Origin of the sequence: Campylobacter sp. CFSAN093241 (genome assembly GCF_012889595.1) — a bacterium.
GTDB classification, from domain to species: domain Bacteria; phylum Campylobacterota; class Campylobacteria; order Campylobacterales; family Campylobacteraceae; genus Campylobacter_D; species Campylobacter_D jejuni.
Map to the genome: position 1 here is coordinate 1628479 of NZ_CP040612.1, position 26455 is coordinate 1654933.

25 protein-coding genes and 4 tRNA genes are annotated in these 26455 nt (G+C 31.5%); 12 read left to right on the plus strand and 17 right to left on the minus strand.

Annotated elements, in window-relative coordinates:
- The 6 genes from rplD to rsmA all read right to left on the minus strand — a co-directional run bounded on the left by rplD (window position 1) and on the right by rsmA (window position 5266).
- Window positions 1-615 (minus strand): 50S ribosomal protein L4, encoded by a 615-nt coding sequence (gene rplD / locus FBE96_RS08330; RefSeq protein WP_002851146.1) that lies wholly within the window; start codon window positions 613-615, stop codon window positions 1-3.
- Window positions 612-1187: a 50S ribosomal protein L3 gene (gene rplC, locus FBE96_RS08335; protein ID WP_002864792.1), complete on the minus strand. Its 576-nt coding sequence runs from the start codon at window positions 1185-1187 to the stop codon at window positions 612-614. Before rplC ends, rplD begins: the two co-directional genes overlap by 4 nt.
- Window positions 1188-1196: 9 nt before the next feature.
- On the minus strand, window positions 1197-1508 hold the full coding sequence (gene rpsJ / locus FBE96_RS08340; RefSeq protein WP_002779353.1) for a 30S ribosomal protein S10: 312 nt from the start codon (window positions 1506-1508) through the stop codon (window positions 1197-1199).
- Between the two features lie 197 nt (window positions 1509-1705).
- Window positions 1706-2467, minus strand: coding sequence for a pseudouridine synthase (locus tag FBE96_RS08345; RefSeq protein ID WP_002853086.1), 762 nt, complete (start codon window positions 2465-2467; stop codon window positions 1706-1708).
- A 35-nt stretch (window positions 2468-2502) separates the two neighbouring features.
- Entirely contained in the window at window positions 2503-4497 is a 1995-nt protein-coding gene (locus FBE96_RS08350; protein ID WP_002864793.1) for a ribonuclease J, read from the minus strand.
- Window positions 4466-5266, minus strand: a complete 801-nt coding sequence (gene rsmA, locus FBE96_RS08355) for a 16S rRNA (adenine(1518)-N(6)/adenine(1519)-N(6))-dimethyltransferase RsmA (protein WP_002853083.1) — start codon at window positions 5264-5266, stop codon at window positions 4466-4468. The genes FBE96_RS08350 and rsmA overlap by 32 nt, the downstream gene beginning before the upstream one ends.
- Window positions 5267-5346: 80 nt before the next feature.
- On the opposite strand from rsmA, the gene FBE96_RS08360 reads away from it, so the two are divergent.
- The 3 genes from FBE96_RS08360 to FBE96_RS08370 are packed head-to-tail and all read left to right on the plus strand — an operon-like array spanning window position 5347 to window position 7071.
- Complete coding sequence (locus FBE96_RS08360) at window positions 5347-5883, plus strand: purine-nucleoside phosphorylase (protein ID WP_002853142.1); 537 nt, start codon at window positions 5347-5349, stop codon at window positions 5881-5883.
- A 22-nt stretch (window positions 5884-5905) separates the two neighbouring features.
- Window positions 5906-6976 (plus strand): 23S rRNA (adenine(2503)-C(2))-methyltransferase RlmN, encoded by a 1071-nt coding sequence (gene rlmN / locus FBE96_RS08365; protein WP_002853156.1) that lies wholly within the window; start codon window positions 5906-5908, stop codon window positions 6974-6976.
- Window positions 6973-7071: a hypothetical protein gene (locus tag FBE96_RS08370; RefSeq protein ID WP_002860136.1), complete on the plus strand. Its 99-nt coding sequence runs from the start codon at window positions 6973-6975 to the stop codon at window positions 7069-7071. The genes rlmN and FBE96_RS08370 overlap by 4 nt, the downstream gene beginning before the upstream one ends.
- Before the next feature lie 13 nt (window positions 7072-7084).
- On the opposite strand, the gene FBE96_RS08375 is transcribed toward FBE96_RS08370, so the two are convergent.
- Window positions 7085-7161: transfer RNA gene (locus FBE96_RS08375), tRNA-Met, on the minus strand.
- Between the two features lie 135 nt (window positions 7162-7296).
- Between FBE96_RS08375 and FBE96_RS08380 the strand changes: the two genes are divergently transcribed.
- From FBE96_RS08380 to FBE96_RS08395, 4 genes are all read left to right on the plus strand, one after another.
- Window positions 7297-7384 (plus strand) — tRNA-Ser (locus FBE96_RS08380).
- A 46-nt stretch (window positions 7385-7430) separates the two neighbouring features.
- Window positions 7431-7506: transfer RNA gene (locus tag FBE96_RS08385), tRNA-Ala, on the plus strand.
- 3 nt (window positions 7507-7509) lie between these two features.
- A tRNA-Val gene (locus FBE96_RS08390) sits at window positions 7510-7585 on the plus strand.
- A 175-nt stretch (window positions 7586-7760) separates the two neighbouring features.
- A complete protein-coding gene (locus FBE96_RS08395) occupies window positions 7761-9026 on the plus strand; it encodes a site-specific integrase (protein WP_002896486.1) in 1266 nt (421 codons plus the stop codon).
- 291 nt (window positions 9027-9317) lie between these two features.
- Here FBE96_RS08395 and FBE96_RS08400 read toward each other — a convergent pair whose 3' ends face one another.
- Window positions 9318-9977, minus strand: coding sequence for a helix-turn-helix domain-containing protein (locus FBE96_RS08400; protein ID WP_002871903.1), 660 nt, complete (start codon window positions 9975-9977; stop codon window positions 9318-9320).
- A gap of 112 nt (window positions 9978-10089) precedes the next feature.
- Here FBE96_RS08400 and FBE96_RS08405 point away from each other — a divergent pair, with 112 nt between their 5' ends.
- The 3 genes from FBE96_RS08405 (at window position 10090) to FBE96_RS08415 (ending at window position 11958) form a co-directional block, all read left to right on the plus strand.
- Entirely contained in the window at window positions 10090-10308 is a 219-nt protein-coding gene (locus FBE96_RS08405) for a helix-turn-helix domain-containing protein (protein WP_002871904.1), read from the plus strand.
- The gene (locus FBE96_RS08410) at window positions 10305-11288 is read left to right on the plus strand and encodes an AAA family ATPase (RefSeq protein ID WP_002871905.1); all 984 of its coding nucleotides are present in this window, start codon (window positions 10305-10307) and stop codon (window positions 11286-11288) included. Before FBE96_RS08405 ends, FBE96_RS08410 begins: the two co-directional genes overlap by 4 nt.
- Window positions 11289-11496: 208 nt before the next feature.
- Window positions 11497-11958 (plus strand): hypothetical protein, encoded by a 462-nt coding sequence (locus FBE96_RS08415; RefSeq protein WP_002871906.1) that lies wholly within the window; start codon window positions 11497-11499, stop codon window positions 11956-11958.
- An 88-nt stretch (window positions 11959-12046) separates the two neighbouring features.
- Here the strand turns inward: FBE96_RS08415 and FBE96_RS08420 are convergent, their stop codons facing one another.
- Genes FBE96_RS08420 through FBE96_RS08435 form a run of 4 tightly spaced genes read right to left on the minus strand, consistent with a single transcriptional unit; the run spans window position 12047 to window position 19162 of the window.
- Window positions 12047-13834, minus strand: a complete 1788-nt coding sequence (locus FBE96_RS08420) for a type I restriction-modification system subunit M (protein WP_002871907.1) — start codon at window positions 13832-13834, stop codon at window positions 12047-12049.
- A gap of 12 nt (window positions 13835-13846) precedes the next feature.
- The gene (locus FBE96_RS08425) at window positions 13847-14971 is read right to left on the minus strand and encodes an AAA family ATPase (protein WP_002871908.1); all 1125 of its coding nucleotides are present in this window, start codon (window positions 14969-14971) and stop codon (window positions 13847-13849) included.
- Window positions 14968-16164 carry a restriction endonuclease subunit S gene (locus FBE96_RS08430; protein WP_002871909.1) on the minus strand — a complete coding sequence of 399 codons (1197 nt, stop codon included), beginning with the start codon at window positions 16162-16164 and terminating at the stop codon, window positions 14968-14970. Before FBE96_RS08430 ends, FBE96_RS08425 begins: the two co-directional genes overlap by 4 nt.
- Window positions 16157-19162: a type I restriction endonuclease subunit R gene (locus FBE96_RS08435; RefSeq protein WP_002871910.1), complete on the minus strand. Its 3006-nt coding sequence runs from the start codon at window positions 19160-19162 to the stop codon at window positions 16157-16159. Before FBE96_RS08435 ends, FBE96_RS08430 begins: the two co-directional genes overlap by 8 nt.
- A gap of 423 nt (window positions 19163-19585) precedes the next feature.
- Here FBE96_RS08435 and FBE96_RS08440 point away from each other — a divergent pair, with 423 nt between their 5' ends.
- The gene (locus FBE96_RS08440) at window positions 19586-20116 is read left to right on the plus strand and encodes a GNAT family N-acetyltransferase (protein ID WP_002853140.1); all 531 of its coding nucleotides are present in this window, start codon (window positions 19586-19588) and stop codon (window positions 20114-20116) included.
- Here the strand turns inward: FBE96_RS08440 and leuD are convergent.
- From leuD to leuA, 4 genes are read right to left on the minus strand one after another with little or no spacing between them, the layout of a single operon-like run.
- A complete protein-coding gene (gene leuD / locus FBE96_RS08445) occupies window positions 20096-20698 on the minus strand; it encodes a 3-isopropylmalate dehydratase small subunit (protein ID WP_002853150.1) in 603 nt (200 codons plus the stop codon). The genes FBE96_RS08440 and leuD overlap by 21 nt on opposite strands.
- A 1-nt stretch (window position 20699) precedes the next feature.
- Complete coding sequence (gene leuC / locus FBE96_RS08450) at window positions 20700-22112, minus strand: 3-isopropylmalate dehydratase large subunit (protein WP_072227287.1); 1413 nt, start codon at window positions 22110-22112, stop codon at window positions 20700-20702.
- Window positions 22099-23175, minus strand: a complete 1077-nt coding sequence (leuB, locus tag FBE96_RS08455) for a 3-isopropylmalate dehydrogenase (RefSeq protein WP_002867509.1) — start codon at window positions 23173-23175, stop codon at window positions 22099-22101. The genes leuC and leuB overlap by 14 nt, the downstream gene beginning before the upstream one ends.
- Complete coding sequence (gene leuA, locus FBE96_RS08460; protein WP_002867508.1) at window positions 23172-24707, minus strand: 2-isopropylmalate synthase; 1536 nt, start codon at window positions 24705-24707, stop codon at window positions 23172-23174. The genes leuB and leuA overlap by 4 nt, the downstream gene beginning before the upstream one ends.
- A 319-nt stretch (window positions 24708-25026) precedes the next feature.
- Here leuA and FBE96_RS08465 point away from each other — a divergent pair, with 319 nt between their 5' ends.
- A complete protein-coding gene (locus FBE96_RS08465; RefSeq protein ID WP_002853105.1) occupies window positions 25027-25656 on the plus strand; it encodes a hypothetical protein in 630 nt (209 codons plus the stop codon).
- A 35-nt stretch (window positions 25657-25691) separates the two neighbouring features.
- Here the strand turns inward: FBE96_RS08465 and FBE96_RS08470 are convergent, their stop codons facing one another.
- Window positions 25692-26336, minus strand: coding sequence for an outer membrane beta-barrel protein (locus tag FBE96_RS08470; protein WP_002859716.1), 645 nt, complete (start codon window positions 26334-26336; stop codon window positions 25692-25694).
- Between the last annotated feature and the right edge of the window lie 119 nt (window positions 26337-26455).

Here is a 26455-nt window from a genome sequence, read left to right on the forward strand (position 1 = left end):
TTATCCCTCTTTTGTAATAGATTCTAACACTGATTTTTCCATAATAACAGCATTAAATACAGATACTAAATAAGCATTTACTTCAGTTACATCAACTACATAGCAATTTGCTAAATTTCTGTAAGCTAAAAGTGTTTTTTCATCTAGTAAATCTTTAACGATTAAAGCATCTTTGACGCCAAGTTTTTTAATCACAGCGTTTGCATCTTTTGTTTTACCACTTTCAATAGCCAAAGAATCAGCAGTAAATAACACACCTTTAGCTGCTTTATCTGCTAAAGCTCTTTCAAGCGCCAATCTTTTTTGTTTTTTATTTACTTTTTGGAAGTAGTTTCTTTCATTTGTTGGACCAAAAGCAACCGCACCGCCTACCCAAACGTTAGTTCTTGTTGAACCCGCTCTAGCACCGCCACGACCTTTTTGTCTCCAAGGTTTTTTACCACCACCACTTACATCACTTCTACCTTTAGTATGAGCTGTATTTGCTCTTAAACTTGCAAGGTAAGATTTTACATACAAGTAAAGATTGTGTGGATTTACTTCCGCATATTTTGAAGGTAAATCAAGTTCACCTGCTTTTTCTAATTTATCATTTAAAACAACTACTTTACTCATTTTGCAATCCTTATTTTACCCATGGCACCATTATAACCTGGTACTGCACCTTTAACTACTAAAATTTTATTTTCAGCATCATAAGATACAACTTCGTTTTTAATGGTCACTTTAGTATTTCCATAGTGTCCTGCCATTTTCATACCTGGTTGAACACGACCTGGCCATTCTCTATTACCAATAGATCCATGGCGTCTATGAAATCTCGAACCGTGACTTGCTGGACCCCCTGCGAAGTTATGTCTTTTCATAACACCGCTATAACCTCTACCTTTAGTGTTAAAGCTTACTTTTAAAATTTTTGCTTCATTTAATGGAGTTTCATCTAAATCTCCTGCTTCAGTATTTGCTACTTCTAAAGTCGCAAATCTATTGTATTCTGCAGAAAGATTGTATTTTTTTTGTTGTCCTGCGACACATTTATTACTTGCTTTACCTTTTGGATATGCTACTAAAGCCTTTCCGCCTTCAACTTCACATACTTTTGCATTTACAACTCTTAGTAAAGTTACAGCGATACTTGGATTAGTAATTGTTCTGCTCATTCCAATTTTTTCTACAATATATTCCATATCTTATCCTTACTTACCCATAGCTCTTACTTCAACGCTTACTTCTGGCGCTAAATCAAGCTTCGTTAAAGAATCAACTGTATCTGGAGTCGCTGCTACTATATCTAGCATACGCGCGTGAATTCTTATTTCAAACTGCTCACGAGAATCTTTGTTAATGTGTGGAGATTTTAAAACTGTATAGCGTTTGATTTTAGTAGGCATTGGTATCGGACCTCTAATATCCGCACCTGTTCTTTTAACAGCTTCTACGATTGCTGCAACTGTTCTGTCTAGTACTCGATGGTCATAAGCTTTTAGCTTAAGCCTAATTCTTTCCATAATATTTCCTTTAAAAAGAACTCGTTAGTTAAAAACTAACCAATTTATAAAAATTGAAATGAGAGTATATAAAATCTTGTTTTCAAAGTCAAGGAATTTGATGAAATTTTTCTATTATTTTCCTTTTAAAAAGGATAAAAATAGAATTTTTAGAATTTAAAAATTATCATTATTTTTTAAATTTTTGTATATAATGGTCAATATCTTATTTCATTAAATTTTAAAAAATCTCTTAATTTTTCATATTCGCCATTTTCTAAATAACGATGTTTTCCCGCCTTCAACATACCAAGATCTAAAGCCCCAAAAGCAACACGCTTAAGATCCATGACTTCAAGATCAAAATGTCCAAAAAAGCGTCTAAGCTCTCTATTTTTACCTTCATTTATAACCACTCTAAGCTTAGTATAGCCTCCACTTGATCCAAAAATTTCAAAGTCTATAAAAGGAGCAAAACTCATAGAGGTAATTTTAGTTTTTGCATGTGCGCCTTTTTTTTCATTTTTAATCTCAAGTCCATTTTGCATGGCTTCGATGACTTGTTTGCTCACCGTGCCTTTAACTTTAAGGTAGTATTCTCTTTCTAAATCGCTATGCATTAAAGCATCGGCAATCACAGGAGAATCTGTAAGCAAAAGTAAGCCTTCACTTGCATAATCCAGCCTACCTACGCTAAGCCAAGTACTAAATTGTCTTGGCAAGGTATCATATATAGTTTTTCTTCCACGATCGTCTTTTTTACTGACAATTTCACCTTTTTGTTTATGGTAGATTATCACGCTAAATTGCGTTCTTTTTTGTACTCTTTTACCTTTAACAAAAACTTTATCATCAAATTTAACTTCATCGCTTAAAAGGGCAATTTTGTTGTTTATTTTTACTAAGCCTTGTTTGATAAGTTCATCGGCTTCACGGCGTGAATAGCGGGTGTTATGGGATATAAATTTATTAATTCTCATTTGATCTTCCTTAAAAAGGGCGTTTTTGCCCTTTTTTACATTACAAAAATAGTTGGAACTATGGTTGGGTATTTTTTAATCTTTCTAAAGATGTGTTTTCTTAAAACTTGGCGGATTTGATTTTCTAAAAATCTTGGATCATTGAGTACTTCATCTTTAACATTGATGAAAAATTGTCCTAAAACTTCAGCCATATCTTTGCTAAAAGCATGATCGTGTTTGTCAGCTACTAGCCCATAGCTAAATACTCTTGGTTTGTTGATCAGTGTTTTTGTAGCTTTGTCAATTTGTGCGATAATAACTACTATACCACTATCTGCAAGTTTTTGGCGATCTATAACTACATCATCGGCGATTTGTTTGTTGATTTGATTATCTACAAAAACTTTACCTGTTTTTACGGTTTTTATGCGTTTGACATATTTTTGGCAAAGTTCTACTTGATCGCCATCACTCATAAGATAAATATTTCTTTCAGGGATACCGCACTTCATCGCTGTTTCTTTGTGTTTGGTGATGTGATTGTATTCTCCATGAACTGGTAGGAAAAATTTAGGCTTAGTAAGGGTTAGCATAAGCTTTTGCTCTTCTATACTAGCGTGTCCGCTTACATGAATTTCACTAAATTCTTGATACGCTACTTTAGCTCCTGCTTTTAAAAGATAGTCAAGCACCGCAGAAACACTTGCTTCATTTCCTGGTATGGCTTTAGCTGAAATAATCACTTGATCTGTAGGTTTGATTTTTATAAATTTATGCTCATCAGTTGCCATTCTATAAAGCGCACTCATGGTTTCGCCTTGACTTCCTGTAGTTACGATAAGCACTTCATTGTCTTTATATTTGCTTACTTCATCAGCATCGATGAAAATTTTTCTATCAAGTTTGATGTAGCCTAATTCCATAGTGGTATAAAGATTTCTTTCCATAGAACGACCGATCACACAAACTTTTCTACCGTATTTTAAACCATAAGTGATAGCTTGATAAACGCGGTGGATATTAGAACTAAAAGTACTCATGATCACCCTGCCTTTGGTACGTGCAAAGATTTGATCAAAAGTTGGCCCTACGGAGCTTTCACTTTTTGTATAACCTTCTTTGTACGAATTTGTACTATCGCTTAAAAGACATAAAACCCCTTCTTCTCCATAATGTGCCAAACGTCCTAAGTCTGTTGGATAGCCATCGATTGGAGTTTGATCAATTTTAAAATCACCTGTGTGGATAATCGTTCCTGCTTTTGTTTTGATCGCAAGCGCTGAAGCATCAATGATAGAATGCGTGATGTGGATCCACTCTATATCAAATTCGCCTATCTCATAAACACGGCGTTTTTCTACAGGGCGAAACCATTTGCGTTCTGCTTTTAAGCCATGTTCTTCAAATTTGTTTGAAATCATTCCTAAAGCCAAAGGTGTAGCGTAGATAGGAAATTGGAATTCTTTAAAGAAATAAGGCACTGCACCGATATGATCTTCGTGTGCATGAGTGATCACTATACCACGAATTTTATCTTTAATTTTTCTTACATAGTCAAAATCAGGGATGATAATATCTACCCCATGCATAGTTCCATCAGGAAAACTCATACCTATATCTACTATAATTGCATCTTTATTGGTTTCAAAAACACTGATATTTCCACCAATTTCTCCTAAACCTCCTAAAGGAGTGATGCGGATTTTATGCTCGCTAGAATTATTATATTTTAAAGGGTGTAAGCGGTTTTCATGTGAAATACGGTTAGCTTCTATGCATTCTGCAAGAGCGATTTGCCAATCTTCATTACCTGTGAGTTTTGAAGGAAGATTGCGATTTTTCTTCTTTTTTTTCTCAGTTTTATTTTCTGAGTTTTCAGAATTTTCCTTGTTGGAATTTTGATCAATTTTTGGAGTATCATTTTCATTTTGCAAAGAATCAGCTAATTTTTTTCTACGATTTTTATATTTATAGCGTTTATTGTTTTTTGAATTTGAGTTCGGATTTTGTTCGTTTTTATTTATCTCTTTGTTTTCGTCCATATTCATCCTTTAATTTGTCATAAATTTTAAGGTATAAATCAACGCAAATTTCATGTGGTCTGATGTTTTCTTTTAAGCCAAGAGTGCTTAAAACTTCTAAAACTTTTGCTTTATATGTTTTTAAATTTCCTAAGAGTTGTTTTCTAGGAGCTTTAAAACAATCTTTTAGAAAATTTTTGAAATTTTCTATTTCGCAAAGTTCATCAAAATCCTTAGTTTTAATCAAACTCATCACCGCTGACATAACTTTTGGTGGAGGATTAAAACATTGTGGATCAACATCAAAAAGTATTTTTCTTTCGCAAATCATTGCACTTAAAACACCTAAGGAAGAAAACTCACTATTTCCTTCTTTAGCGCAGAATTTTTCAGCCATTTCCCTTTGTGCCATTACAATAAGCCCTAGACAATTTTTATCTTCTAAAGCTTTTAATATAATGTGACTTGCAACATAATAAGGCAAATTTGCAACCAAAAAATATGGTTTTTCATCAAGACTAGGATTAAAAGCTTCGCTTGCGTCTTGATGGATCAAGTTAAATTTTCCACATTCAAGTTCTTTTTGAAATTTCTTTTTTAAAATAGGTATGAGATCATTATCGATTTCATAAGCTTTTACTTGAGAAATTTTTAAAAGTTCTTGCGTTAAATCACCTAAGCCAGGCCCAATCTCAATGATATTGTTCATCTCTTTGGGTATGGCTTGGATGATTTTTGCTAATACGCTTTTATCGATTAAAAAATTTTGTCCGTATTGTTTTTTTGCTTTAACCATAAGAAATAATTTTATCTAAAAATTCTTAATTAAGTCTTTTTAGGTAGAATTATTTTTTGTAAAATTTCATAAGGATCAAAATGATTATTTGTGCGGGTGGAAATGAAAATTTTTCTTTTGCAAAAGCTATAGGCATAGGTTTGGTTGAATCAGCTTTTCATTTGAGTCAACTTTGCTTCAAAGAAAAACCATCAAAACTTATATTTATAGGAACTTGTGGGCTTTATGATAAAGGAGAGATTTTAGAAATTTATAGAAGTTCGCACGCTTTTAATGTAGAATTTTCTAAAATTTCACATGCATTTTATACTCCTGCAAAATATGAAATTTGCTTAGAAAAAGAAAATGTTTCTCGTGAAACAATAAAAATCAATTCTTCAAATTATATTTGTCAAAATTCAAAAGCGGCAAAAGAATTTTCAAAATTAGGTTTTTTTGCAGAAAATATGGAAGCCTTTTCTGTTTTGAGCGTAGCTAAAAATTTAAATATTGATGCAGAGTGTATTTTGTGTGCAACAAATTTTTGTAATGAAAACGCTCACGAAGATTTTATAAAAAATCATCAAAAGGCAAAAGAAAACTTAGAAGAATACTTAAAAAAATATCATTATATTTAAAAATTCAAAAAGGAAAATAATTTTGAAAGAGCTTGTTAATATTTTAGATTTTTTACCTGAAGAATTAGGAGAAAAAATCAAACCGATGTTTCGCGTGAAACAAATTTATCAATGGATTTATCAAAAATATGCCAATAATTTTTCCGATATGTCAAGTTTGCCAAAAGATTTGCGTTTAGAACTTGCGCAAAATTTTCATTTTTCTCCTGTAAAATGCGTTAAAAATGAGCAAAGTAAAGATGGAAGTATAAAATATCTTTTTGAACTTATCGATGGTTTAAGGGTAGAAAGTGTGCTTTTGCCTATGAAAGAAGAAAAAATAGACGCAGAAGGCAAAAGAATTTCTCATGCGAGATATACTATCTGTGTTTCTTCTCAAGTAGGTTGTAAAAGTGGATGTAGTTTTTGTCTTACTGCCAAGGGTGGTTTGAAAAGAAATTTAAGTGCAGGTGAGATAGTCGGACAAATTTTATGGATCAAAAAACAAAACAATATCCCTTATGAACGCCGTGTAAATATAGTATATATGGGTATGGGCGAGCCTTTGGATAATCTTAAAAATGTTTCTAAAGCGGTAAAAATTTTAGCGCAAAATGAGGGACTTGCTATAAGTCCTCGCCGTCAAACCATCAGTACTAGCGGTTTGGCAAAACAAATCAAAGAATTAGGTCAAATGAATTTAGGTGTTTTACTTGCTATATCATTGCATGCGGTTAATGATGAGCTTCGAACCGAACTTATGCCTATCAATAAAGCTTATAATATAGCTGCGATTATGGATGCGGTGCGTGAATTTCCTATAGATCAAAGAAAAAGAGTGATGTTTGAATATCTTTTAATTGATGGTATCAATGATAAGCTTGAACACGCTAAAGAATTAGTCAAGCTTTTAAATGGCATTAAAGCCAAAGTGAATTTAATACTCTTTAATCCACATGAAGGAAGTTTATATAAACGCCCTAGTTTAGAAAATGCGATTAAATTCCAAGATTTACTAAGTAATAAAGGTGTAACTTGTACTATAAGAGAAAGTAAAGGACTTGATATCTCAGCTGCTTGTGGACAGCTTAAAGAAAGGGCAAAAGAACAATGACGATGTTAGATATTTTCGAAATCATTTTTATAACAACTGTTGTAATTATAGGTTTTGGTGGAATTGTTTTTGTAGTAACAAAAGAAAAAAAATAATTATTACATTTAATGGTGTCAAGGGGGAGACTTGAACTCCCGACCTCCGGCTTATGAGACCAGCGCTCTAACCAGCTGAGCTACCCTGACCAAAAATAAAAATATAATTATACTACTTTTTACTAAAAATTTTCTGATTTTTAAAAAAAATAATTTTATTTTCAATATTTAAAAAATTTCTTTATTTTTAAAGCTTTTATAGATATAATGAACGCTTTATTTCATAGACAGGTGTCCGAGCGGTTGAAGGAGCACGCCTGGAACGCGTGTAAAGTGCAAGCTTTCGAGGGTTCGAATCCCTTCCTGTCTGCCATCAAATAAACTTTAAGGCAAACTAAGTTATAATACAAACTTCATTTGGGGCATTAGCTCAGCTGGGAGAGCACAACGCTGGCAGCGTTGGGGTCAGCGGTTCGAACCCGCTATGCTCCACCATATGGTTCCGTAGCTCAGCTGGTAGAGCACTACCTTGACATGGTAGTGGCCGTTGGTTCAAGTCCAATCGGAGCCACCATTTTTTATTTCTTTCGATTTCTTTAATTTCCAAAAAATGCTTTTAAAATGCTATATATAAACAAACTAAATGATCTTTGATTTCAATTAATTTCTTTTGTGTTATAATTATTTTCAATTAATTAGGGTCATTATTAGGGTTCTTAAAACCTAATAGGGTTCTTTAAAGGAAAATAATGGCAAACATAGCAAAACAAAGCTTACAAGATAAAGATATTAGAAATTTAAAACCTAGTGATAAACGATACAAAAAAGCTGTAGGTAATCCAAAAGAGCTTTATATTTTTGTATATCCTAGTGGTCAAAAAACTTTTAGTATTAAAATTAATGACAAATACACAAAACTTAAAGAATTTAGAGAAGGAATTTATAGTGTAGCTGAAGCTAGAAAAGAAGCTATTCAGTTTTTAAAAGAATTTGAAAAATGTAAAGATATACGGTTGCTAAAAAATGGAAATGATAAATATAAGTTCAAAAACTTATTTATTCTTTATATAGATCAAAAACAAAAAAAATGTCTTAGCGATAACTATGTTAAAAAAATTATACAAATGGTAGAAAAATATCTCATGCCAAGTTTAGGAAATTTAGATGTAAAAAACATAAAATATAGTGATTTATTATCTATATTTAATGCTATTTATAATCCAAATAATCCTTATACAAGTAGGTTAGAAACCATACACCGTTTAATCAATCATGTTCAGGGTATTTTTAGAATAGCCTTAAAAGATAGATATATTGATTTTGATCCTAGTGATGGCTTAAAAGATAACTTTGCTTCCCCTAAAAGATTTCAAAACAACCATAATATAGATACAAGATACCCTGCCTTAATTCAATCAGAAGATTTAAAAGAATTTATTCAAGATCTAAAGCAAGATAATAGAATGGAAAAACAAACAAAAAGGGCTTTGTATTTACAAATTCTTAGTATCAATAGACCTTTTAACACTGCTAGTGTAAAATGGGCTAATATTGATTTTGAAAAACAAATTTGGACTATACCAGCAAATGAAACAAAAACAAAAATTGCACATGAAATTCCACTTACAAAAACAATGATTAAGGTATTAAAAGAGCAATTTTTATTTAGCGGAGAAATTAGCGATTTCGTTTTTCCTGCACAAACCATACAAGGACATATTAATAGAGATAGCATAGGTAAAGCCATTAAAAATTTAGGAGGTAAAAATAAATGGCACAAGCGAGCTAGTTCTCATGGTTTTAGAGCTACATTTAGAACTATTTGCTCTCAACATAAGGCAGAGCTCTTAAAATTAAATATTAGCGAAGAAGTTATTGAAAGCGTTTTAGCACATAAAGAACTTAATCAAATAAAATTTTCTTATGAAAGAGAAAAAGCAACCATTATTCAAAAAAGAAAACTTTTACAATGGTATGATGATTATTTAAATGATTTAGAATTTTTAGGAATATAAATATATATTATATTTTATTTCTTATAATTATTTTTATACTCTTTTTAATTTCGTTAAAAAGAGTATAAAACCTTATATTACAAAACTTGAAATAGATTATAAATTTTCTTTTTACTTTCTGTAGGAAAATTATCCATAAAATCAAATTTTTTTAGATTATCAAATTTTTAAAATGTTTAATATAATTTTTTAATATTCAATACTTCTTTACCTTATAAAAGCTTTCCTAACTCATTGTAAAGCTTAAGAATTCTAAGCCCTTTATTCATTTCTATATCTTTAGTAAATAAATCATACTTCAAAATAAAATTTACCTTTTATAATTGCTAAAATGTCTACACAATCACTAAATTCACTATTATAAAATTTTATTTCTTCTCCACTCATAGTTTTAAGTATTATTTTATCAAACTCATGAAAATATTGAACTATAAGAATATTTTCTTTGTAATTAATGATGATTTTATCTCCATTTTCAGCATTTTTATTACTTGATACAACTAAAATATCACCATTTTTTGCATAAGGCTCTAATTCATTATGTTTTACTTTTAAAAAACACAAATCAAAATATCCCATACCATCAAACAAATGATTTAAAAATAATGATTTTATATTAAATGTTTCTAAATATTTTCCATCTATATAGTTTTTAACTCCATCACATATAGCACAAATACTTTCTTCTATTTTCTTAAATTCAAGTTTTTTACTTATATCTATATTGTATTTTTTAAAGGCCTCACTTAGCGTCATATCAGAATCAAAGTATTCAAACCCTATCCCCGTTGCTTGCAAAATTTTCCATTTTGCACCTTGAGTAATGGAATTTACATTGTTTTCATAAGAATTGATACTACCTTTCGTAATACCTACTTTTTCTCCAAATTCTCTTTGGCTTAATCCGTAAGCATTACGCAAATCTCTTAATTTTTCACCTATCGTTTTCATAAAATATATTCTACAATAAAATAATTTTAAAGAAAATAAAAAAATTTGATGATAATTATTGACAATTTTTAGAAAATAAATTATTATTTTATGAGAATATAAAGGATAGTACATGCAAATTATAGAACCAAAAAACAAAAATTTTTTAACCCCTAAGCAATTAGAATGCGAATTTGGAATTAGTCTTAGTAAACAATATAAAATGCGTATGCAAAAAAATCAAAATCAAGCTAACTCCTTGCCTTTTATTAAATTAGGAAAAACAATTCTATATAAAAGAAGTGAGATTGAAATATGGCTAGATAAAAACATGGTCAAAGGGAATTTATGAATTCTATAAAGAGTAACAAGCTACTACTTGATATTGTTTTTGAAAAGAATTTCAAGCAAGTAAATATAGAAAAACTAGAAAACATTGATTTTGAATGGTTGATAGATAGTTTTCTTGTAAAACAGTCTTTAGTAATGTTTTATGCTAGCGCAGGAAGTGGTAAGAGTTATTTTATGTTATATTTAAGTAAATATCTACTTGATAATAACAAAGTAGATCGTATATTTTATTTTGATGGCGATAATAATGAAAGAATATTGAAAGAACGAAAAGGAAGTGAATTTTTAAAAAGTTCAAATTTTTATTATTTTTTTTCTAACAATACAAATAAGTTTAGCCTTTTTAGAGATTTAAAAAAAGCTAAAGATTTAAAAAACACATTAATTGTAATTGATAGCATTAGAAATTTTATTCAAGATGATTTTAATAAAGACTTTACAATGATTAAGGTTTTTGATGAATTACAAAAAATAAGAGATAATGGAGCTACTATTATTTTTCTACATCATCAACCAAAACAAAAACCAGATGAAAATAATAAAGCCTACAAAGGTGCAACAACTTTTTTAGATAGTGTAGATGAAGGATATTTTTTACATAAAAAAGATATTAAAGCAGACGAAGAGTTTGTCATTCTTTTAGAGCCTCAAAAAAGAAGATTTGCTACAAAATCTCAGGCATTTAAAATAAACACATTAAATTTAGAATTTAAATTTGTGGATTATTTAAAATTTGCAGAAAATCATAAAACACAAATTACCCTTAATCTCGTTAAAGAAATTCTTAATGAAAACAAAAATGGTATTTGTCAGCAAGATTTAGCAAGTAAAATCAAAAAGAAAATTGAACAAGATTATGTAGAAATAGTAGGTAGAAATGCTTTATGGAAACTGCTAGATAAATATAGAAACATTTATTGGAGTATTTTTTATGAAGCACAAGAAAAAGGTGGAAAGAAGAAAATTTTTAAAATACTATAATGGTGATATCTTAAAAATATAATCAATTTAATTAAAATATAATTTTTTGAGCCTCGCAGAGAATATTTTGTTATTTACTTAAAAAAATGGTGTCATTTTTTGGAGTAAATAGCTATCCTGCTTTTACTAAAATTTCATCTTAATTTTTATATTTATAAGACAAAATATTTTATACTTGTAATTAAATAAAAATCAAAAAAGGAATGTTATGAATTCTAATTATCCAAATACAAAAAGACTAGAATCTATTTTAAATAAAACATCATTTCATCAAATTTATGATTTATGGATAAATAAACAAATTTCTCATTATGCTTTAAAAATATTAGAAAGATGGGCTGAAAATTATCCAAATACAATCAAAACTTTAGGAATGTCAGATCTAATGACTTTGGTATTACCACAAGAAAAAATGGAAATTGAAATTTTATCTAGTGCAAATTCAAAAAAACAAATAGAAAATGGTTTAACTACTGTGGAAATATTACAAGAAGCAGAAATAGATTTGAACTATTATATAAAAACAAATCCTCAACTTTATTCTCCACTTTTTCAAGAAACCATGCAACAAGATAAAGTACAAAAACTAGAAGAAAGTATTAACGATGACTACTGGAAACTACAAACACAAATTATGGATTTGCAACATGACATAACCAAACAAGAGTAAAAAAAATTATAAACCAAACTTATGATAAAATTGAAATTCATAAAAAATACTGTCGTGCATTCAGTATTTTTTATGTCAAAATAAAATTTTATGGAATTAATTTTAATCCGAGCTCTTTTAAAAATTCATTATGTTTAGTCTTTGCTTCCTTAATTTCATTCTCAATTTTTTCAAGTTCCTGTTGCACTTCTTCAATGTCAACAACTTCTTCCTCGGGTGCTGTACTAACATAACGAGAAATATTTAGATTATATCCATTTTTCTCTATTTCCTCCATAGAAACTCGGCGAGAATAGCGTTTGTCTTCTTTTCGGTATTGGTATGTTTTGATGATTTTATCAATATGCTCCGGTAAAAGCGTATTTTGACGCTTCCCTTTTTCAAAATACTCACTTGCATTAATAATCAGCACATCATCATACTTTTTACACTTTTTCAGAACTAAAACACATACTGGAATCCCTGTGGAAAAAAAGAGATTTGCCGGTAAACCAATGATAGCATCAATATTTCCATCTTTGAGAAGTTTTGTTCTGATTTTTTCTTCAACGCCACTACGGAACAATACACCATGCGGTAGAATAATCGCCATTGTTCCATCATCGCTTAAAAAATGGAACCCGTGCAATAAAAAAGCAAAATCTGCTGCTGACTTTGGAGCAAGTCCATAATTTTTGAATCTGAAATCTTCTGCCATTTCTTCTTTGGGTTGCCATCTATAGCTGAAAGGTGGATTGGCTACGACTGCTTCAAACTGCATTTTTTTCGCAGGATTCATCTCATTTAAGATATTCCAATCGTTTAATAAGGAATCTCCGTGATGAATCTGAAATTCAGAATCCTTTACACCATGAAGCAACATATTCATACGAGCAAGGTTGTAGGTAGTAATATTTTTCTCCTGCCCATAGATCTGACCGATCCCATTTGCTCCAAATTGTTTTCGCACATTGATTAAAAGAGAACCTGAACCGCAAGTAAAATCAAGCACATTTTTTAGTTTGCTCTTTTTTCCAGTGCTTGGATCTTGACTGTCAAGAGATACAATTCGGGAGAGGATAGTTGAAACCTGCTGTGGCGTATAGAATTCACCCGCTTTTTTACCTGAACCAGCAGCAAACTGACCAATCAAATATTCGTAAGCATCGCCCAAAAGATCTGCTTCATTTGGAAATTCATCAAGTCTGTTTGCAATCTCCATAATGATTGAGTACAGTAAGTTATTCCTTTCAGGATATGTTTTTCCCAATTTATCGGAATCAAGATTTACTTCTGAGAATAAACCACGAAATCTGCTTTCAAATGACTCATTCTCAATATATTTAAAGCCACTCTGCAAAGTTTTCAGCAATTGACTATTTTGTGTTCTTGCCAATTCGTATATATTACTCCACAAATATGCCGGTTTTATCACATAATGAATTTTACGGCGCATTTGTTTTTCAAGCATATCAACTTGATCCAAATTGCGAATATACCAGACTGCAAGAGGAATTACATTGTGGCTATAAAGCATTTTATTGTTATCGTCCACATATTCCTGTCTTGCTTTCTCAATTTTTTGATGGTCTTTTTCGTCCTCTTGTAAGCCCAATTTCTTTGGAGAAAGAGAGTTGCTATACTTAATGATTACAGCTTTGAGTTCATTAATATAGGTGTCCGGATTTGTTCCATTCTTTTGTGTTTCAAGCTCACTTTTCTGATAATCACTTCCCAATTCCTTTTTTACTGCCTCTTCATAATTATCGGACAAATAGCGCAAAAAGAGAAAAGACAACATATAATCTCTAAAATCATCGGCGTTCATTGCGCCACGCAGTTTATCAGCAATCGCCCATAATGTTGAGCCTAACTGTTTTTGTTGTGTATCATTCATAATTTGCTACCTCTATCTTTCTGTAAACAGCTTATCATTAAATTTATAATTTCTCAGAAATCTATTCAGTATATTTTTGAATATTTCCTTATTATCCTGAACCATTTCGACAGGATTGAATATCGAGTGATTGCCATGACTTAGTAGATTTGTGATTCGTGCAAAAATCACATCATCTAAATTCTCATCTTCTTGTTTTATGCAGGCTGAAAAATCATCAAATCCATGAAATGCTGCTGTTTTCTCAAGAATATTTCTTAAAATATTAAAATGATAAGTATAGATTTTCCCGCTGTCAGCCACTTTTTTTAATTCTTTCAATAGTGCAATATGATGAAAGAACGGGGTATCTCCGGTGTTTTTTACTATGTATTTGTTTGTTTCTTTATCAAAACTCAAAAAACGACTTGCCGTACTTTCTTTTCTCAACTCATTGTACATCACATTAAAAAATAGTGCGTGATGGGTTGATATAACAGTTTTAATCTTACAATCTTTCAACAATTCTGAAAGTTGACATGCTAACGCTACAACATTATTGTCATCAAGGGACGAAATCGGATCATCAATATAGATATATTTCACCCAATCATAAGATAAAGCTTCGTCTTTTACCAGTTGAACAATAGCAAGAAAGAAACACCAAACAAATAAATTTTCCTCACCACGAGAGATTTTTATTCCAGTAATAGTTTCCTCTCCGGTTCTGGTTTGCACTTTTCTTGAAAAGCTGACATATCCATCATCATAATGAATTGTAAAGTCAAAATCTGCATGAATCTGCAAAAATCCCCGTATACGAGTGTCCATTTCAATGTCTCTCAAACCGTCAAAAAAGCGAGAATTTGTATTAAAAAACAGGCGTCTATCAGTATCCCCTTCTAAATCATTGTCCCAATAGAATAGATCCTCGGTAAAGGCGTTATAATACAGTGTATCTCTTGTTGTTTCCTCACTGCCTCGAATTCTTCTTTTACCTAAATTCTTAAATTCAACCGAAAGCCTTGTTTTTCCAGTTCCATTATACGCAAACAAAAGGTAGTAATTTTTCGTATCTGTCGCATCCGCAGTACCAAGCGTATCACGAATATTGCGTGCAAATCTTTTTAAGGTTGCAAATTGTTTTGTACCACTCATACATCTACCTCCTCAAGAGAAGGAAACAATCCCTGCATTAATCCTTTTTTATGTATTTTTAACTGTTCCACCTTGTTTGACTGCTCGGTAATTATGGTATCTATCTCAGACAAGCAATCTGCAATTTTTTGTTGTTCTCCTATATGTGGCAGAAATATCTCTTTTTTTGAATAATCTCTAAAATAAATATGTGGAATAGTTCCTCCTATTGCATATACCCTAAAATCAATAGTTTGCAATAGGTAATATAAATAATCTATTGTAACAAACTCATTATTGTTTATCATTCCCATTGTTCCAACAAAGTTTGTATAACCATCCATTAAACGAACCCTACCAACACCAGCACCATCTTTTATTATTGTAATATATCTATCTTCAGAAGCATAAATATTTACTTTACCAATTATTTTATTTGCATCATATAAATTATATTTACCATCCATTTTAACATCATTTGTAGTTAATGCAGATGATTTATAGTAACAAACATCAGCCAATCGTTTTCTTTTTATCTCATAAGTGTTTTTACACTCAGGGAACCTCCATTCAGGCAGAGTTTTCCCCTCAGCAGGGAACAGCTTTTGCATCAACCCTTTTTTGTATTTTTCTAATACTTTCAGTTTTCTGCTTTCTGCGTCAATCAGTTCATCAATAGAGGATAGGCAATCAGCAATCTTTTGTTGTTCATCAGGAGAAGTATACGGAAGTGGCATTTTCATAAAATTATCCACTGATATTGTTATACGATCATACCTTGCACCTGTATTTGAAAGTTTTTTTATATAAGCATGCCATAAATTTGTAAGAAAAAAATGCTCATAAAAATCATTTTCTTTATTTCTAAATCTAAATACAGTGTACAGAGGAGACATCACCCCAATACCGAGTTTATTTTTAGAAATAGGACCTACCGGTGCAGTGGTTGATATTCTGGGGTTATAGACATAATCACCTTTTTCCACAACAAAATAATTTGTTAGGTTATTTTTGTTTGCAATATTCCTATCAAAGTATTCTTCTTGATCTACAACACCTTCAGTAGCAGAGTTCGTAAAAACCCTACTAGTGTCATCACCTTTATTTCGTTCTGTTATTTTGTCAGCAAGTGCATTAAGTCGAGTAATCCCCCAATGTGATTTAGAAAACTCGGGAAATCTTAACTTAGGCACTATTTCTTTCTTCTTATTCATACGCATTCAACCCCACAATTTCACGACCATCTGCCAGTTTCTTTAACAATGGAATCAAATCAGCCATCAAATCCAGTTCTTTTTGCGTTCTTTCTCTCCAGCTTAGGTCAAGCGGTGCCAAAAGGTCACCGAGTTTTTCTCCGTCAAAAATCATTCTGTCAATAATTTCCTGAATAAACGATTGCAAACTTTGGATTTCAATGCCGTGTTTTTTCGCAATGATATTGATTTCCTGATTGTTTTTCTGCTCTCTGAATTTCTGATACCCTGCTTTGATTTCTTTTTCATCCAAAGCCACGCCAACTTGAAGAGAATCGATATATTCGATGATATCTTCTCTTTCATCAAGCAAATTGGAAGTAGCCGAAAGCATTCCGATGAGTTGTTCTTTACTCATTTTTTGCTTTTTCGGCTCGGTCTGGGTGTATTTTGCAATTAATCTCATAATATAGTCGTAGTCGATAATTGCAGACGAAAAGAGAACAAACTCAAAATCGAGCTGTTCAACTTCAGGATTTTTATCCTCGTTCTCTTTTCCTTGCTCAGATTTCAGCCTTTGTGCCACATCAATGTAAGCACCACGGAACGCACGCAGGATATCCTCCGGCAACAGCTCCTCGATTTTTTCTGCGTCCTTTTCTTCAATTTCCGTGTACTGCTCCAACTGCGTTTTCAAACGCTGTACTTCCTTGAATTTATTGATAAATTCACACCTTGCGGTATCACCTTTCAAGTTGTTTACCTCTTCCGGTCTGCACTCCAATCCCTGAGATTCCATAAACTTTTCTAATTCACTTACTGCCTTATCTAGTTTTTCAACAACCTTTGGTGCTGGGTCAACAAGCCATATTTCTTTTGCTCGGTTACTGTTATTTTCACCGGAAAACAGAGCAATAGCTTTATCTACTTCATCAGACTGGCTTCTGAAATCAAGAATATTACCATAAGGTTTTGTATCATTTAAAATTCGATTTGTTCTGGAAAATGCCTGAATCAAGCCATGATATTTTAAGTTTTTATCTACATACAAAGTATTCAGATACTTAGAATCAAAACCAGTCAGCAGCATATCCACAACAATGGTAATGTCAATTTTGTTTTTATGAGGATAATCTGCGTTAGTATATTTCTGGTCTTTAATTCTTTGCTGTACATCCTGATAATACACATCAAAATTGTTGATGTCATGACTAGTTCCATACTGTTCATTATAGTCTTTGATAATACTGGTTAACGCTTGTTTCTTTTTATCAGGTTCTTTTTTGTTGTCTTCTTTTTCCTGTGGAAGATCCTCCTGAATTTGCTGAACGTCCTTATTGCCTTCTGCCGGCGGCGAAAATACGCAGGCAATATTCAATGGCATAAATTCACTGTCGTCAGCATCAATAAAATTTTGTTGTGCTTCTTTGAACAAGTTGTAATATTCAATAGCATCATTGATGGATGATGTAGCTAAAATAGCGTTGTATCTTCTGTTATTTGTTATAGTATCATGTTTTGACAGAATAGTTTGTACCACAGCCTTTTTTTGTTGTTCCTCATTGATTTTTGAAGCATCTCTGTCATTTTCCGGCTTGAAGTAGTCAATATGAAATCGCAATACATTTCTGTCATCGATGGCATGAGTAATCGTATAAGCATGTAGCTCTTTTTCAAAAATATCCTTTGTAGTTGTATAAGAACCGATTGTTCCATCAACTTGCTTGTAAGTTGCGTTTTCTTCAAAAATAGGTGTGCCAGTAAATCCAAACAGCTGAGCCTTTGGGAAAAAGTTTTTGATTGCTTTATGGTTTTCTCCAAACTGTGAACGATGACATTCATCAAAAATAATTGCAATTCTGCTATCTTTTAAAGGCGCCAACCTATCTTTGTATGTGAGCTCACCTTTTTTCTTTTTCTCTTTACTTCGCTTATTATCTTCGTCAAGTGCCAAACCCAACTTTTGAATGGTCGTTACAATGACTTTATCTCGATAATCCTCCGAAACAAGTCTTTTTACCAAAGTTTCCGTATTGGTGTTTTCTTCCACACATCCCTCTTGGAACTTATTAAATTCCTCTCTGGTCTGTCGGTCAAGATCCTTTCTGTCCACCACAAAAAGACATTTTACTATTTTGTGATTATCTTTTAACAAGGTAGATGCCTTAAAAGATGTGAGGGTTTTACCGCTTCCAGTTGTATGCCAAATATAGCCATTTCCTCTGTTTTGCTCAATGCAATCCATAATGGCTTTAACCGCATAAATTTGATATGGTCTCATAATCATCATTTTCTGTTCACTTGCTACTAAGACCATATATTTGCTAATCAGCTCACCCAAAGCACATTTACGCAACACAGCCTCAGAAAAATCGTGCAAATGGGTGATTTTTTTATTATCCTTATCGGAAAATTGATATACAGGCAAAAAGCGTTCATCAGCATCAAAAGCAAAATGCTCTTTGTTATTGTTGGCAAAATAGTAGGTATTACTTTCATTGCTGACAATAAAAAGTTGCATGAAACAGAGCAAAGAATTTGTATATCCATTTCCCGGATCATTTTTATAATCAACAATCTGCTCCATTGCTCTTTTAGGAGTAATTTGGAGCGACTTTAATTCAACTTGTACAACTGGAATACCATTAATGAGAATAATAACATCATATCTATGGTGACTATTTTCAGTGTTAATACGAAGCTGGTTAATCACCTCATACTCGTTTTTACACCAATCGTTTGTGTTTACAAGAGTGTACTGTAGGGGTGTATCATCACCCCTTTTAAATGTGTTCGTTTCTCTCAAGATTTTTGCCGCTGAAAACACATCCGGTGTAATGATGCTTTCTTTCAATCTTGCAAATTCAGAATCACTTAATCTAACCCTATTAAGTTCTTGAAAATGCTTTCTAAAATTTTCCTCTAAAGAGGCTTTATCTTTAATATCTTCTCTGTATATATACTTTAAATTTTTAAGTTTTTCAATAAAACCCTGTTCAATTATTTTCTCACTTTTCAATAGTATGTACCCTTTCTTAAGCTTAAAACTTTTTTAATTAAAATACTATACGATAGTATATTATAATATAAATCAAACATGTATTCTATAATATATCAAGATACATAAAATATTTTAAAAAGTATACATTATATAATATAATACAACATATATAGAATATAGCTTTATTCTCTTTTTATAAAAATTAAAAAGAGAATAAAAAGAACCAAAAAAATAAAAAATTTTCTTATTAAATTATCAGGATAAAAAGTTATAATAATCTCATCAGAGGAGGATAGTGGCGGAATGAGACCCTCCCCTTTTTTATATTTTAAATAGGGTTCTTTTTGGGGTTCTTTAAAAAATATAAAAAACTGCAAATATCTAAAAATAAGCCTTTATAAATATTAGTTAAAACTCAATCGGATTATACAAAGGATTATCATGCAAAACACTATCATACAAAAAGCCGTCAATAAAGATTTAAATTCTATACTTGAAATCACAAAAGATGCTTTAAATGCTATGAAAACTATGAATTTTCACCAATGGGATGAGAATTATCCAAATGAAATAGTTTTTCAAGAAGATATACAAGCACAAGAACTTTATGTGTTTAAAGAAAATGATGAAATTTTAGGCTTTATCTGTATCAATGAAAAATTTAAACCTGAATTTTACAAACAAGTTATTTTTAACAAAAATTATGATGATAAAGCCTTTTATCTACACCGTTTAGCTGTCAAACAAAATGCAAAAGGCAAAGGCGTGGCACAAAAACTTTTAAATTTTTGCGAAAATTTTGCCTTGGAAAATCACAAGGCAAGTTTAAGAGCAGATACTCATAGTAAAAATTTTCCTATGAATTCGCTTTTTAAAAAGCTTGATTTTAATTTTTGTGGAAACTTTGACATACCTAATTACCAAGATCCTTTTTTAGCTTATGAAAAAATTCTAAACCAAAAAGCTTTTTGAGTTTTTTTCATAGGCTTTGATTTGTGCTTCATGTTTTAAAGTTAAAGCTATATTATCAAGCCCTTCCAAAAGACAAATTCTGTGAAAATCATCTAAATCAAAAGAAAAAATCTTATCTTTAAAAAATACTCTTTTTTCCAACAAAGAAATTTCTATATTTTTATCTTGGGATTTTTTTAACTCATCAACTATTTCCAAAACCTCATCTTTAGCAAGTTCTATAGTGAGCAAACCGTTTCCTAAGGCATTGTTTTTAAAAATATCCGCAAAAGAAGGTGCGATAATAGCTCTAATACCATAATCAACCAAAGCCCAAGGCGCATGCTCTCTTGAAGAGCCACTACCAAAATTTTCAAAACTCACCAAAATAGAGCTATTTTGATATTCTTTTTTATTGAGATTAAAATCCATATTTAAAACACTTTCTTTATCATCTAAATAACGCAAATCATGGAACAAATGCTTGCCAAAACCTTGCTTAGACACTGCAAGTAAAAATTGCTTAGGTATAATTTGATCTGTGTCTATATTGGCATATTCTAAAGGACAAGCTATACCTTTGTGTATAATAAATTTTTGCATATTAAACTCCTAAATACTTTCTATTATCACAAATAACACCTTCTATGGCACAAGCTGCTGCACTTGCAGGACTCATCAAATGAGTGATAGAACCTTTACCTTGTCTGCCTACAAAGTTACGATTTGAAGTTGAAGCAACTCTTTGACCTGAATTTGCTTTGTCATCATTCATACCAAGACACATAGAACACCCTGCATATCTCCACTCACACCCTGCCTCGATAAAAATCTTATCAAGTCCTAAATTTTCAGCTTCTTTTCTTACTTGCATTGAACCAGGCACGATTAAAGCTTTAACATTTTTATGAATTTTGCGCCCTTTTAAGATATCAGCAGCTATTTTAAGATCTTCTAAACGCCCATTTGTGCAAGATCCTATAAATACAATGTCGATTTTTACCCCTTCTATAACTTGATCTTGCTCTAAATTTACATAATATAAAGCATCAAGCAAAGATTTTTGCTCGCTTTGATTTTTAAAATCACTTATTTTTGGAATTTTTTCATCTATGCCAATCACTTGCGAAGGATTTGTTCCATAGCTAATTTGTGGTTTTATCTTGCTTACATCTAGAGTAATACTCGCATCATATTTTGCTCCTTCATCACTTCTTAAACTCTTCCAATACTCACAATACTTTTGAAATTCTTCTCCTTTAGGTGCAAATTCCTTTCCCTTAATATACTCAAAAGTGATCTCATCAGGAGCTATCATACCTACTTTCGCTCCAAATTCTATAGCCATATTACAAAGAGTCATTCTAGCTTCCATGCTTAGATTTCTTATAAGTTCTCCGCAAAATTCTATAGCATAGCCTGTGCCTTTTGCTGTGCCGTATTGTGCGATCAAATACAAAATCAAATCCTTAGTATAAACGCCTTTTTGAAACTGCCCTTTACATTCGATTTTCATAGTTTTAAGTTTGGCTTGTTTTAAAGTTTGCGTTGCCATGACATGCTCTACTTCACTCGTGCCTATACCAAAGGCTAAAGCTCCAAAAGCCCCATGTGTTGCCGTATGAGAATCCCCACAAACTAAAGTAACCCCAGGTAAAGTAAAGCCAAGCTCAGGACCTACTATATGAACTATGCCTTGATTTTTATCTCCAAGTCCTAAAAGCCTTACTCCAAATTCCTTAGTATTTTGCATCAAAGTTGTAATTTGCTCTTTTGCCATATCAGAACAAGCATTTAAATCCACGCTTTTAGTTGAAACATCATGATCTATGGTAGCCAAAGTTAAATCCGCTCTTGCCATTCTACGCTTAGCCATTTTAAGCCCTGAAAATGCTTGAGGGCTTGTTACTTCATGGATTAAATGTCTATCGATATAAAGTATAGGAAGTTCGTTTTTGCCTTCATAAACCACATGAGCATCAAAGACTTTCTCATATAAAGTTTTAGCCATTATTATTCTCCTTTAAAATTTCTAAAATACAATCCCCCATTTCATCAGTATTTAAATACGACTTAGCATTTAAATCCTTAGTCATTTTTCCTTGTGCCAATGCCAAAGATATAGCATTTTCTATATCCTGTGCGGCTTGTTCTTCTTTGAAACTATACTTTAACATCAAAGCCGCACTTAAAATTTGAGCTATGGGATTAGCTATATTTAAATGAGCTATATCAGGCGCACTTCCACCTGCTGGCTCATAAAGTCCAAAACCTTTATCGTTTAAACTTGCTGAACTTAACAAACCCAAAGATCCATTAATGGCAGCTAACTCATCACTCAAAATATCACCAAAAAGATTTGAACAAAGCATAACATCAAAAATGCTAGGATTTTTTACAATCTGCATCGCAGCATTATCCACATACATATACTCTAAGTTTATATCTTGATAATCTTTTACAACATTTGCCACCACTTCTCGCCACAAAATAGAACTTGCTAAAACATTCGCCTTGTCGATTAAATGCACTTTTTTCTTTCTTATTCTTGCACTTTCAAAAGCGATATGAGCTATCCTTTCTATCTCTTTTTTAGTGTAAATTTCAGTATCATACGCACTTTCTTTACCTAAATCTTGCTTACCAAAATAAATCCCACCTGTAAGCTCTCTAACACATAAAATATCCACTCCTTTTTGGATAATCTCATTTTTTAAAGGTGAAGCATGAGTTAAACTTTCATAAATTTTACAAGGACGCAAATTTGCAAACAAATTAAAATGCTTTCTTAAAGGCAAAAGCGAGGCTCTTTCAGGTCTTTGATCTATGGGCAAATTATCCCACTTAGGCCCACCCACAGAGCCAAATAAAATCGCATCACTTTGCTCACAAAGCTTTAAAGTTTCATCACTTAAAGCCACTCCATAAGCATCTATACTTGCACCGCCTATTTTAGCTTCATTAAATTCAAAACTAAAATTGTATTTTTGTGAGATAAAAGTTAAAATTTTTAAAGCTTCTTTCATCACCAAAGGCCCTATGCCATCTCCTGCTAAAACAGCTACTTTATAAGCTTTCATGCCATTTTCCTTTCTTCTACTTTTAAAGAGCGATAAATCGCATTGTAAGCACTCGCAAAAGCTTGTGCTGAAGCTTCTATAACATCTGTTGAAAGTCCTTTTCCATGGAATTTTCTCCCTTTAAATTCCAAATCCACATCCACTTGCCCTTGAGCATCTACTCCTGAACTTTTTGCATTGATACTATAAGCTTTTAACACAGGCTTTAAATTTGTTATCCTAGCAATGCAGTTAAAAACTGCTTCAACAGGACCATTTCCTGTGCAAGCTTCAGTTTTTAGCTCTTCTTTGATACGCATACAAACACAAGCGGTTGGGATATTGCCACTAATCACGCTTAATTTTTCAATCACAAATTCATTTTCTTCTTCATTTTCATAGCTTAAAAACATCAAAGCTTCCAAATCATAATCATATACTTGACCCTTTTTATCCGCAAGGCGTAAAAAACGCTCATAAACATCATCTAAATTATAAGTATTTTCATCATAGCCTAAATTTTCAAGGCAAGTTTTTATCATAGCCCTTCCACTTCTTGCCGTCATTAACATACGATTGTCATGAATTCCTATGGCACTAGGGCTTATGATCTCGTAAGTTTGCCTATTTTTAAGCACTCCATCTTGATGAATGCCTGAACTATGAGAAAACGCATTGCTACCCACTATAGCTTTATGCGAAGGTATGCTTTCATTAGTGATAGCTGAAACTAATTTTGAAGTTTTAAAGATATTTTCACATTTAATATCAGTATAAAAACCTTTTAAATAATCTTTCCTAGTTTTTATCGCCATAACCACTTCTTCTAAAGCACAATTGCCCGCCCTTTCGCCAAGTCCATTTATAGTGCACTCTATCTGTCTTGCACCTTGTAAAATAGCACTTAAGCTATTGCCCGTTGCCATACCTAAGTCATTGTGACAATGCACAGAAATGATAGCTTTGTCTATATTTGGCACTTTGTTAAATAAAATTTTGATGATATTAGCAAATTCACTTGGCAAGGTATAGCCTACGGTATCTGGGATATTTATAGTTTTAGCGCCTGCTTTTATCGCATTTTCCACCATAAAACAAAGATTATCTATCGGAGTTCTTCCTGCATCTTCGCATGAGAATTCTACATCATCAGTATAAGATCTTGCTCTTATAATCGCTCTTTTTGCCATAGACAAAATTTCATCAAAATCTTTTTTTAATTTATCTTGCATATGCAAAGTCGAAGTGGCTATAAAAGTATGAATTCTAAAATGCTTTGCCACTTTTAAAGCTTCATAAGCCATATCTATATCTTTATCCAATGCTCTAGAAAGTGCACAAATAGTTGAGTTTTTCACCTTAGAAGCGATCTTTTGCACCGCTTTAAAATCCCCTTGTGAAGATACCGGAAAACCTGCTTCTATAACGTCTACGCCTAAATTTTCAAGCGCTAATGCAATTTGTAATTTTTGATTGATACCTAAAGAACTACCTAAAGCTTGTTCTCCATCTCGTAAAGTGGTATCAAAGATTATGATTTTATTATCTTTCATGATTTAATCCTTTAAAACCAAACAGACTGAATGAATTAAAAATTCAAAAACTTAACAACAACAATAAAAAATTAAAAATGTAAAAAATGATTAAAAATAAAATTGAGTTTTAGAGTGAAAGTTGCAGTAGCAGATTAAAAGTATTGTCTTTACTTTTTTGTTGAACTGAATTTGAAATTTCAAAAATTTGTTTCATCTTTTCCTCCTTTGTTAAAATTAATACTTAATGTATCATATTTTTAGTAAATGTGTTTGTAAAATTCTTAAATTAAGAAAATTATTGATATAATTGTAATTTTAAGTAACAAAAAGGAAGTTGATGTTAAAAGAACTCTTAGAGATTAAAAAAGAAATGGAACCTGTTATCCACGAAGCCAATGTGAAATTAAATGTCCTAGCTCGTGAAGTCATAGTCCGAAAAAAAGAATACGAAATTTATGGGCCTATGGTAGATCGTGTTTATCTTGATAATGCCATTTATGTTAAAGTTATGTCAAGTGGACGCGATGTAAAAACAGACAATGTGACTATAAAAAATGGTTTTTATATGGTTTTTGTTGCCCCTGAAAAAGAAAGTACAAAAGATATCAAAAATAAACTCAAAGTAGCTTATGAAGGACTTGATAACAAATTTATCGCTACACTTATACGATCTTGCCAACGCTTTAAAGAGATCATAAACAAAACCCAAGCTACACTTGCTAAAGCTTCTAAAATGAATGTGGTAGTAAAAACGAATTTAGGTGAAGCAAGTGCTGCTCTAAAATTTAACATCACTATAGAATATACTAAAGAGAATCAAAAACTCACTCGTGAAAATTCAAAATCAGCAGGAAGTTTCAGAGATACTAAAACTTATATCAATCTTGTAGTAGAAAAAAATACAGATTCTCAAATTTGTGAAAAACTACTTGATGATGTTGAAAAATACTTTATCGGTGGAGGTTGATTTCATTAATGCAAGTTATAAAAACTTGCATTAGATTAAAATTTATAATTATATCCTAAATATACACCATAATTTGTTTGTTTAGGATCGTAAAAGTTTGAACCCACTTTATTTTGATAAAAATTTCTAGAATTATAATGAATTTGCTCTGCTTTAAAGCCTAATTCTATTTCATTATGTGGTGTCAAATCATATAAAGCACCTATTTTCGCTCCATAAAAATAACCGTCAAAATTTTGCGACAAAGATAAAAAGCTTGTTTTTAAGGTAAGATCTGTTCTTGCATATCCTCCATACACACCTAAAACAGCTCTGGTTTTTTCAAAAAGCTTAGGAGTAAAATCATAACCTGTTAAAAATTTATGTGTAGCAAAATCACCTTCGATTTGAATTTTAGGAGTTTTGATAAAATCACTAAATTCATCAGAATAATTATAACCAGCATAAATTCTATGATTTTCATTTAAACGATATCCAAGTTTTAGACCAAACGATGGTATATTACCTGAAATATCTCCATTAAAATTTTGCTTTGTATTCTTATGTTTTAACTCACTTTTTACTTGAGCATGCATCCAAGCTGCATCAGCACCTATAAAAAAACCAGAATTCTCATCTGCTAAAGCCAAATTTGAAAACAAAGTAGCACTTGCGATAATGCTTAATAATTTTTTATTCATAACCTAACTCCTTATAATAAAATTCGATCTAAAAAATTTAGATCTTTTTATATTATATATTCTTCAAAGATTAAATAAGAATTTTTTATAAAATACTTAATCTTTACATAAAAATATGT

Coding starts and splice junctions, on each gene's coding strand:
- rplD (WP_002851146.1), bottom strand. CDS start 615: ATGAGTAAAGTAGTTGTTTTAAATGATAAATTAGAAAAAGCAGGTGAA.
- rplC (WP_002864792.1), bottom strand. CDS start 1,187: ATGGAATATATTGTAGAAAAAATTGGAATGAGCAGAACAATTACTAAT.
- rpsJ (WP_002779353.1), bottom strand. CDS start 1,508: ATGGAAAGAATTAGGCTTAAGCTAAAAGCTTATGACCATCGAGTACTA.
- FBE96_RS08345 (WP_002853086.1), bottom strand. CDS start 2,467: ATGAGAATTAATAAATTTATATCCCATAACACCCGCTATTCACGCCGT.
- FBE96_RS08350 (WP_002864793.1), bottom strand. CDS start 4,497: ATGAATATGGACGAAAACAAAGAGATAAATAAAAACGAACAAAATCCG.
- rsmA (WP_002853083.1), bottom strand. CDS start 5,266: ATGGTTAAAGCAAAAAAACAATACGGACAAAATTTTTTAATCGATAAA.
- FBE96_RS08360 (WP_002853142.1), top strand. CDS start 5,347: ATGATTATTTGTGCGGGTGGAAATGAAAATTTTTCTTTTGCAAAAGCT.
- FBE96_RS08370 (WP_002860136.1), top strand. CDS start 6,973: ATGACGATGTTAGATATTTTCGAAATCATTTTTATAACAACTGTTGTA.
- FBE96_RS08395 (WP_002896486.1), top strand. CDS start 7,761: ATGGCAAACATAGCAAAACAAAGCTTACAAGATAAAGATATTAGAAAT.
- FBE96_RS08400 (WP_002871903.1), bottom strand. CDS start 9,977: ATGAAAACGATAGGTGAAAAATTAAGAGATTTGCGTAATGCTTACGGA.
- FBE96_RS08405 (WP_002871904.1), top strand. CDS start 10,090: ATGCAAATTATAGAACCAAAAAACAAAAATTTTTTAACCCCTAAGCAA.
- FBE96_RS08410 (WP_002871905.1), top strand. CDS start 10,305: ATGAATTCTATAAAGAGTAACAAGCTACTACTTGATATTGTTTTTGAA.
- FBE96_RS08415 (WP_002871906.1), top strand. CDS start 11,497: ATGAATTCTAATTATCCAAATACAAAAAGACTAGAATCTATTTTAAAT.
- FBE96_RS08420 (WP_002871907.1), bottom strand. CDS start 13,834: ATGAATGATACACAACAAAAACAGTTAGGCTCAACATTATGGGCGATT.
- FBE96_RS08425 (WP_002871908.1), bottom strand. CDS start 14,971: ATGAGTGGTACAAAACAATTTGCAACCTTAAAAAGATTTGCACGCAAT.
- FBE96_RS08430 (WP_002871909.1), bottom strand. CDS start 16,164: ATGAATAAGAAGAAAGAAATAGTGCCTAAGTTAAGATTTCCCGAGTTT.
- FBE96_RS08440 (WP_002853140.1), top strand. CDS start 19,586: ATGCAAAACACTATCATACAAAAAGCCGTCAATAAAGATTTAAATTCT.
- leuD (WP_002853150.1), bottom strand. CDS start 20,698: ATGCAAAAATTTATTATACACAAAGGTATAGCTTGTCCTTTAGAATAT.
- leuB (WP_002867509.1), bottom strand. CDS start 23,175: ATGAAAGCTTATAAAGTAGCTGTTTTAGCAGGAGATGGCATAGGGCCT.
- leuA (WP_002867508.1), bottom strand. CDS start 24,707: ATGAAAGATAATAAAATCATAATCTTTGATACCACTTTACGAGATGGA.
- FBE96_RS08465 (WP_002853105.1), top strand. CDS start 25,027: ATGTTAAAAGAACTCTTAGAGATTAAAAAAGAAATGGAACCTGTTATC.
- FBE96_RS08470 (WP_002859716.1), bottom strand. CDS start 26,336: ATGAATAAAAAATTATTAAGCATTATCGCAAGTGCTACTTTGTTTTCA.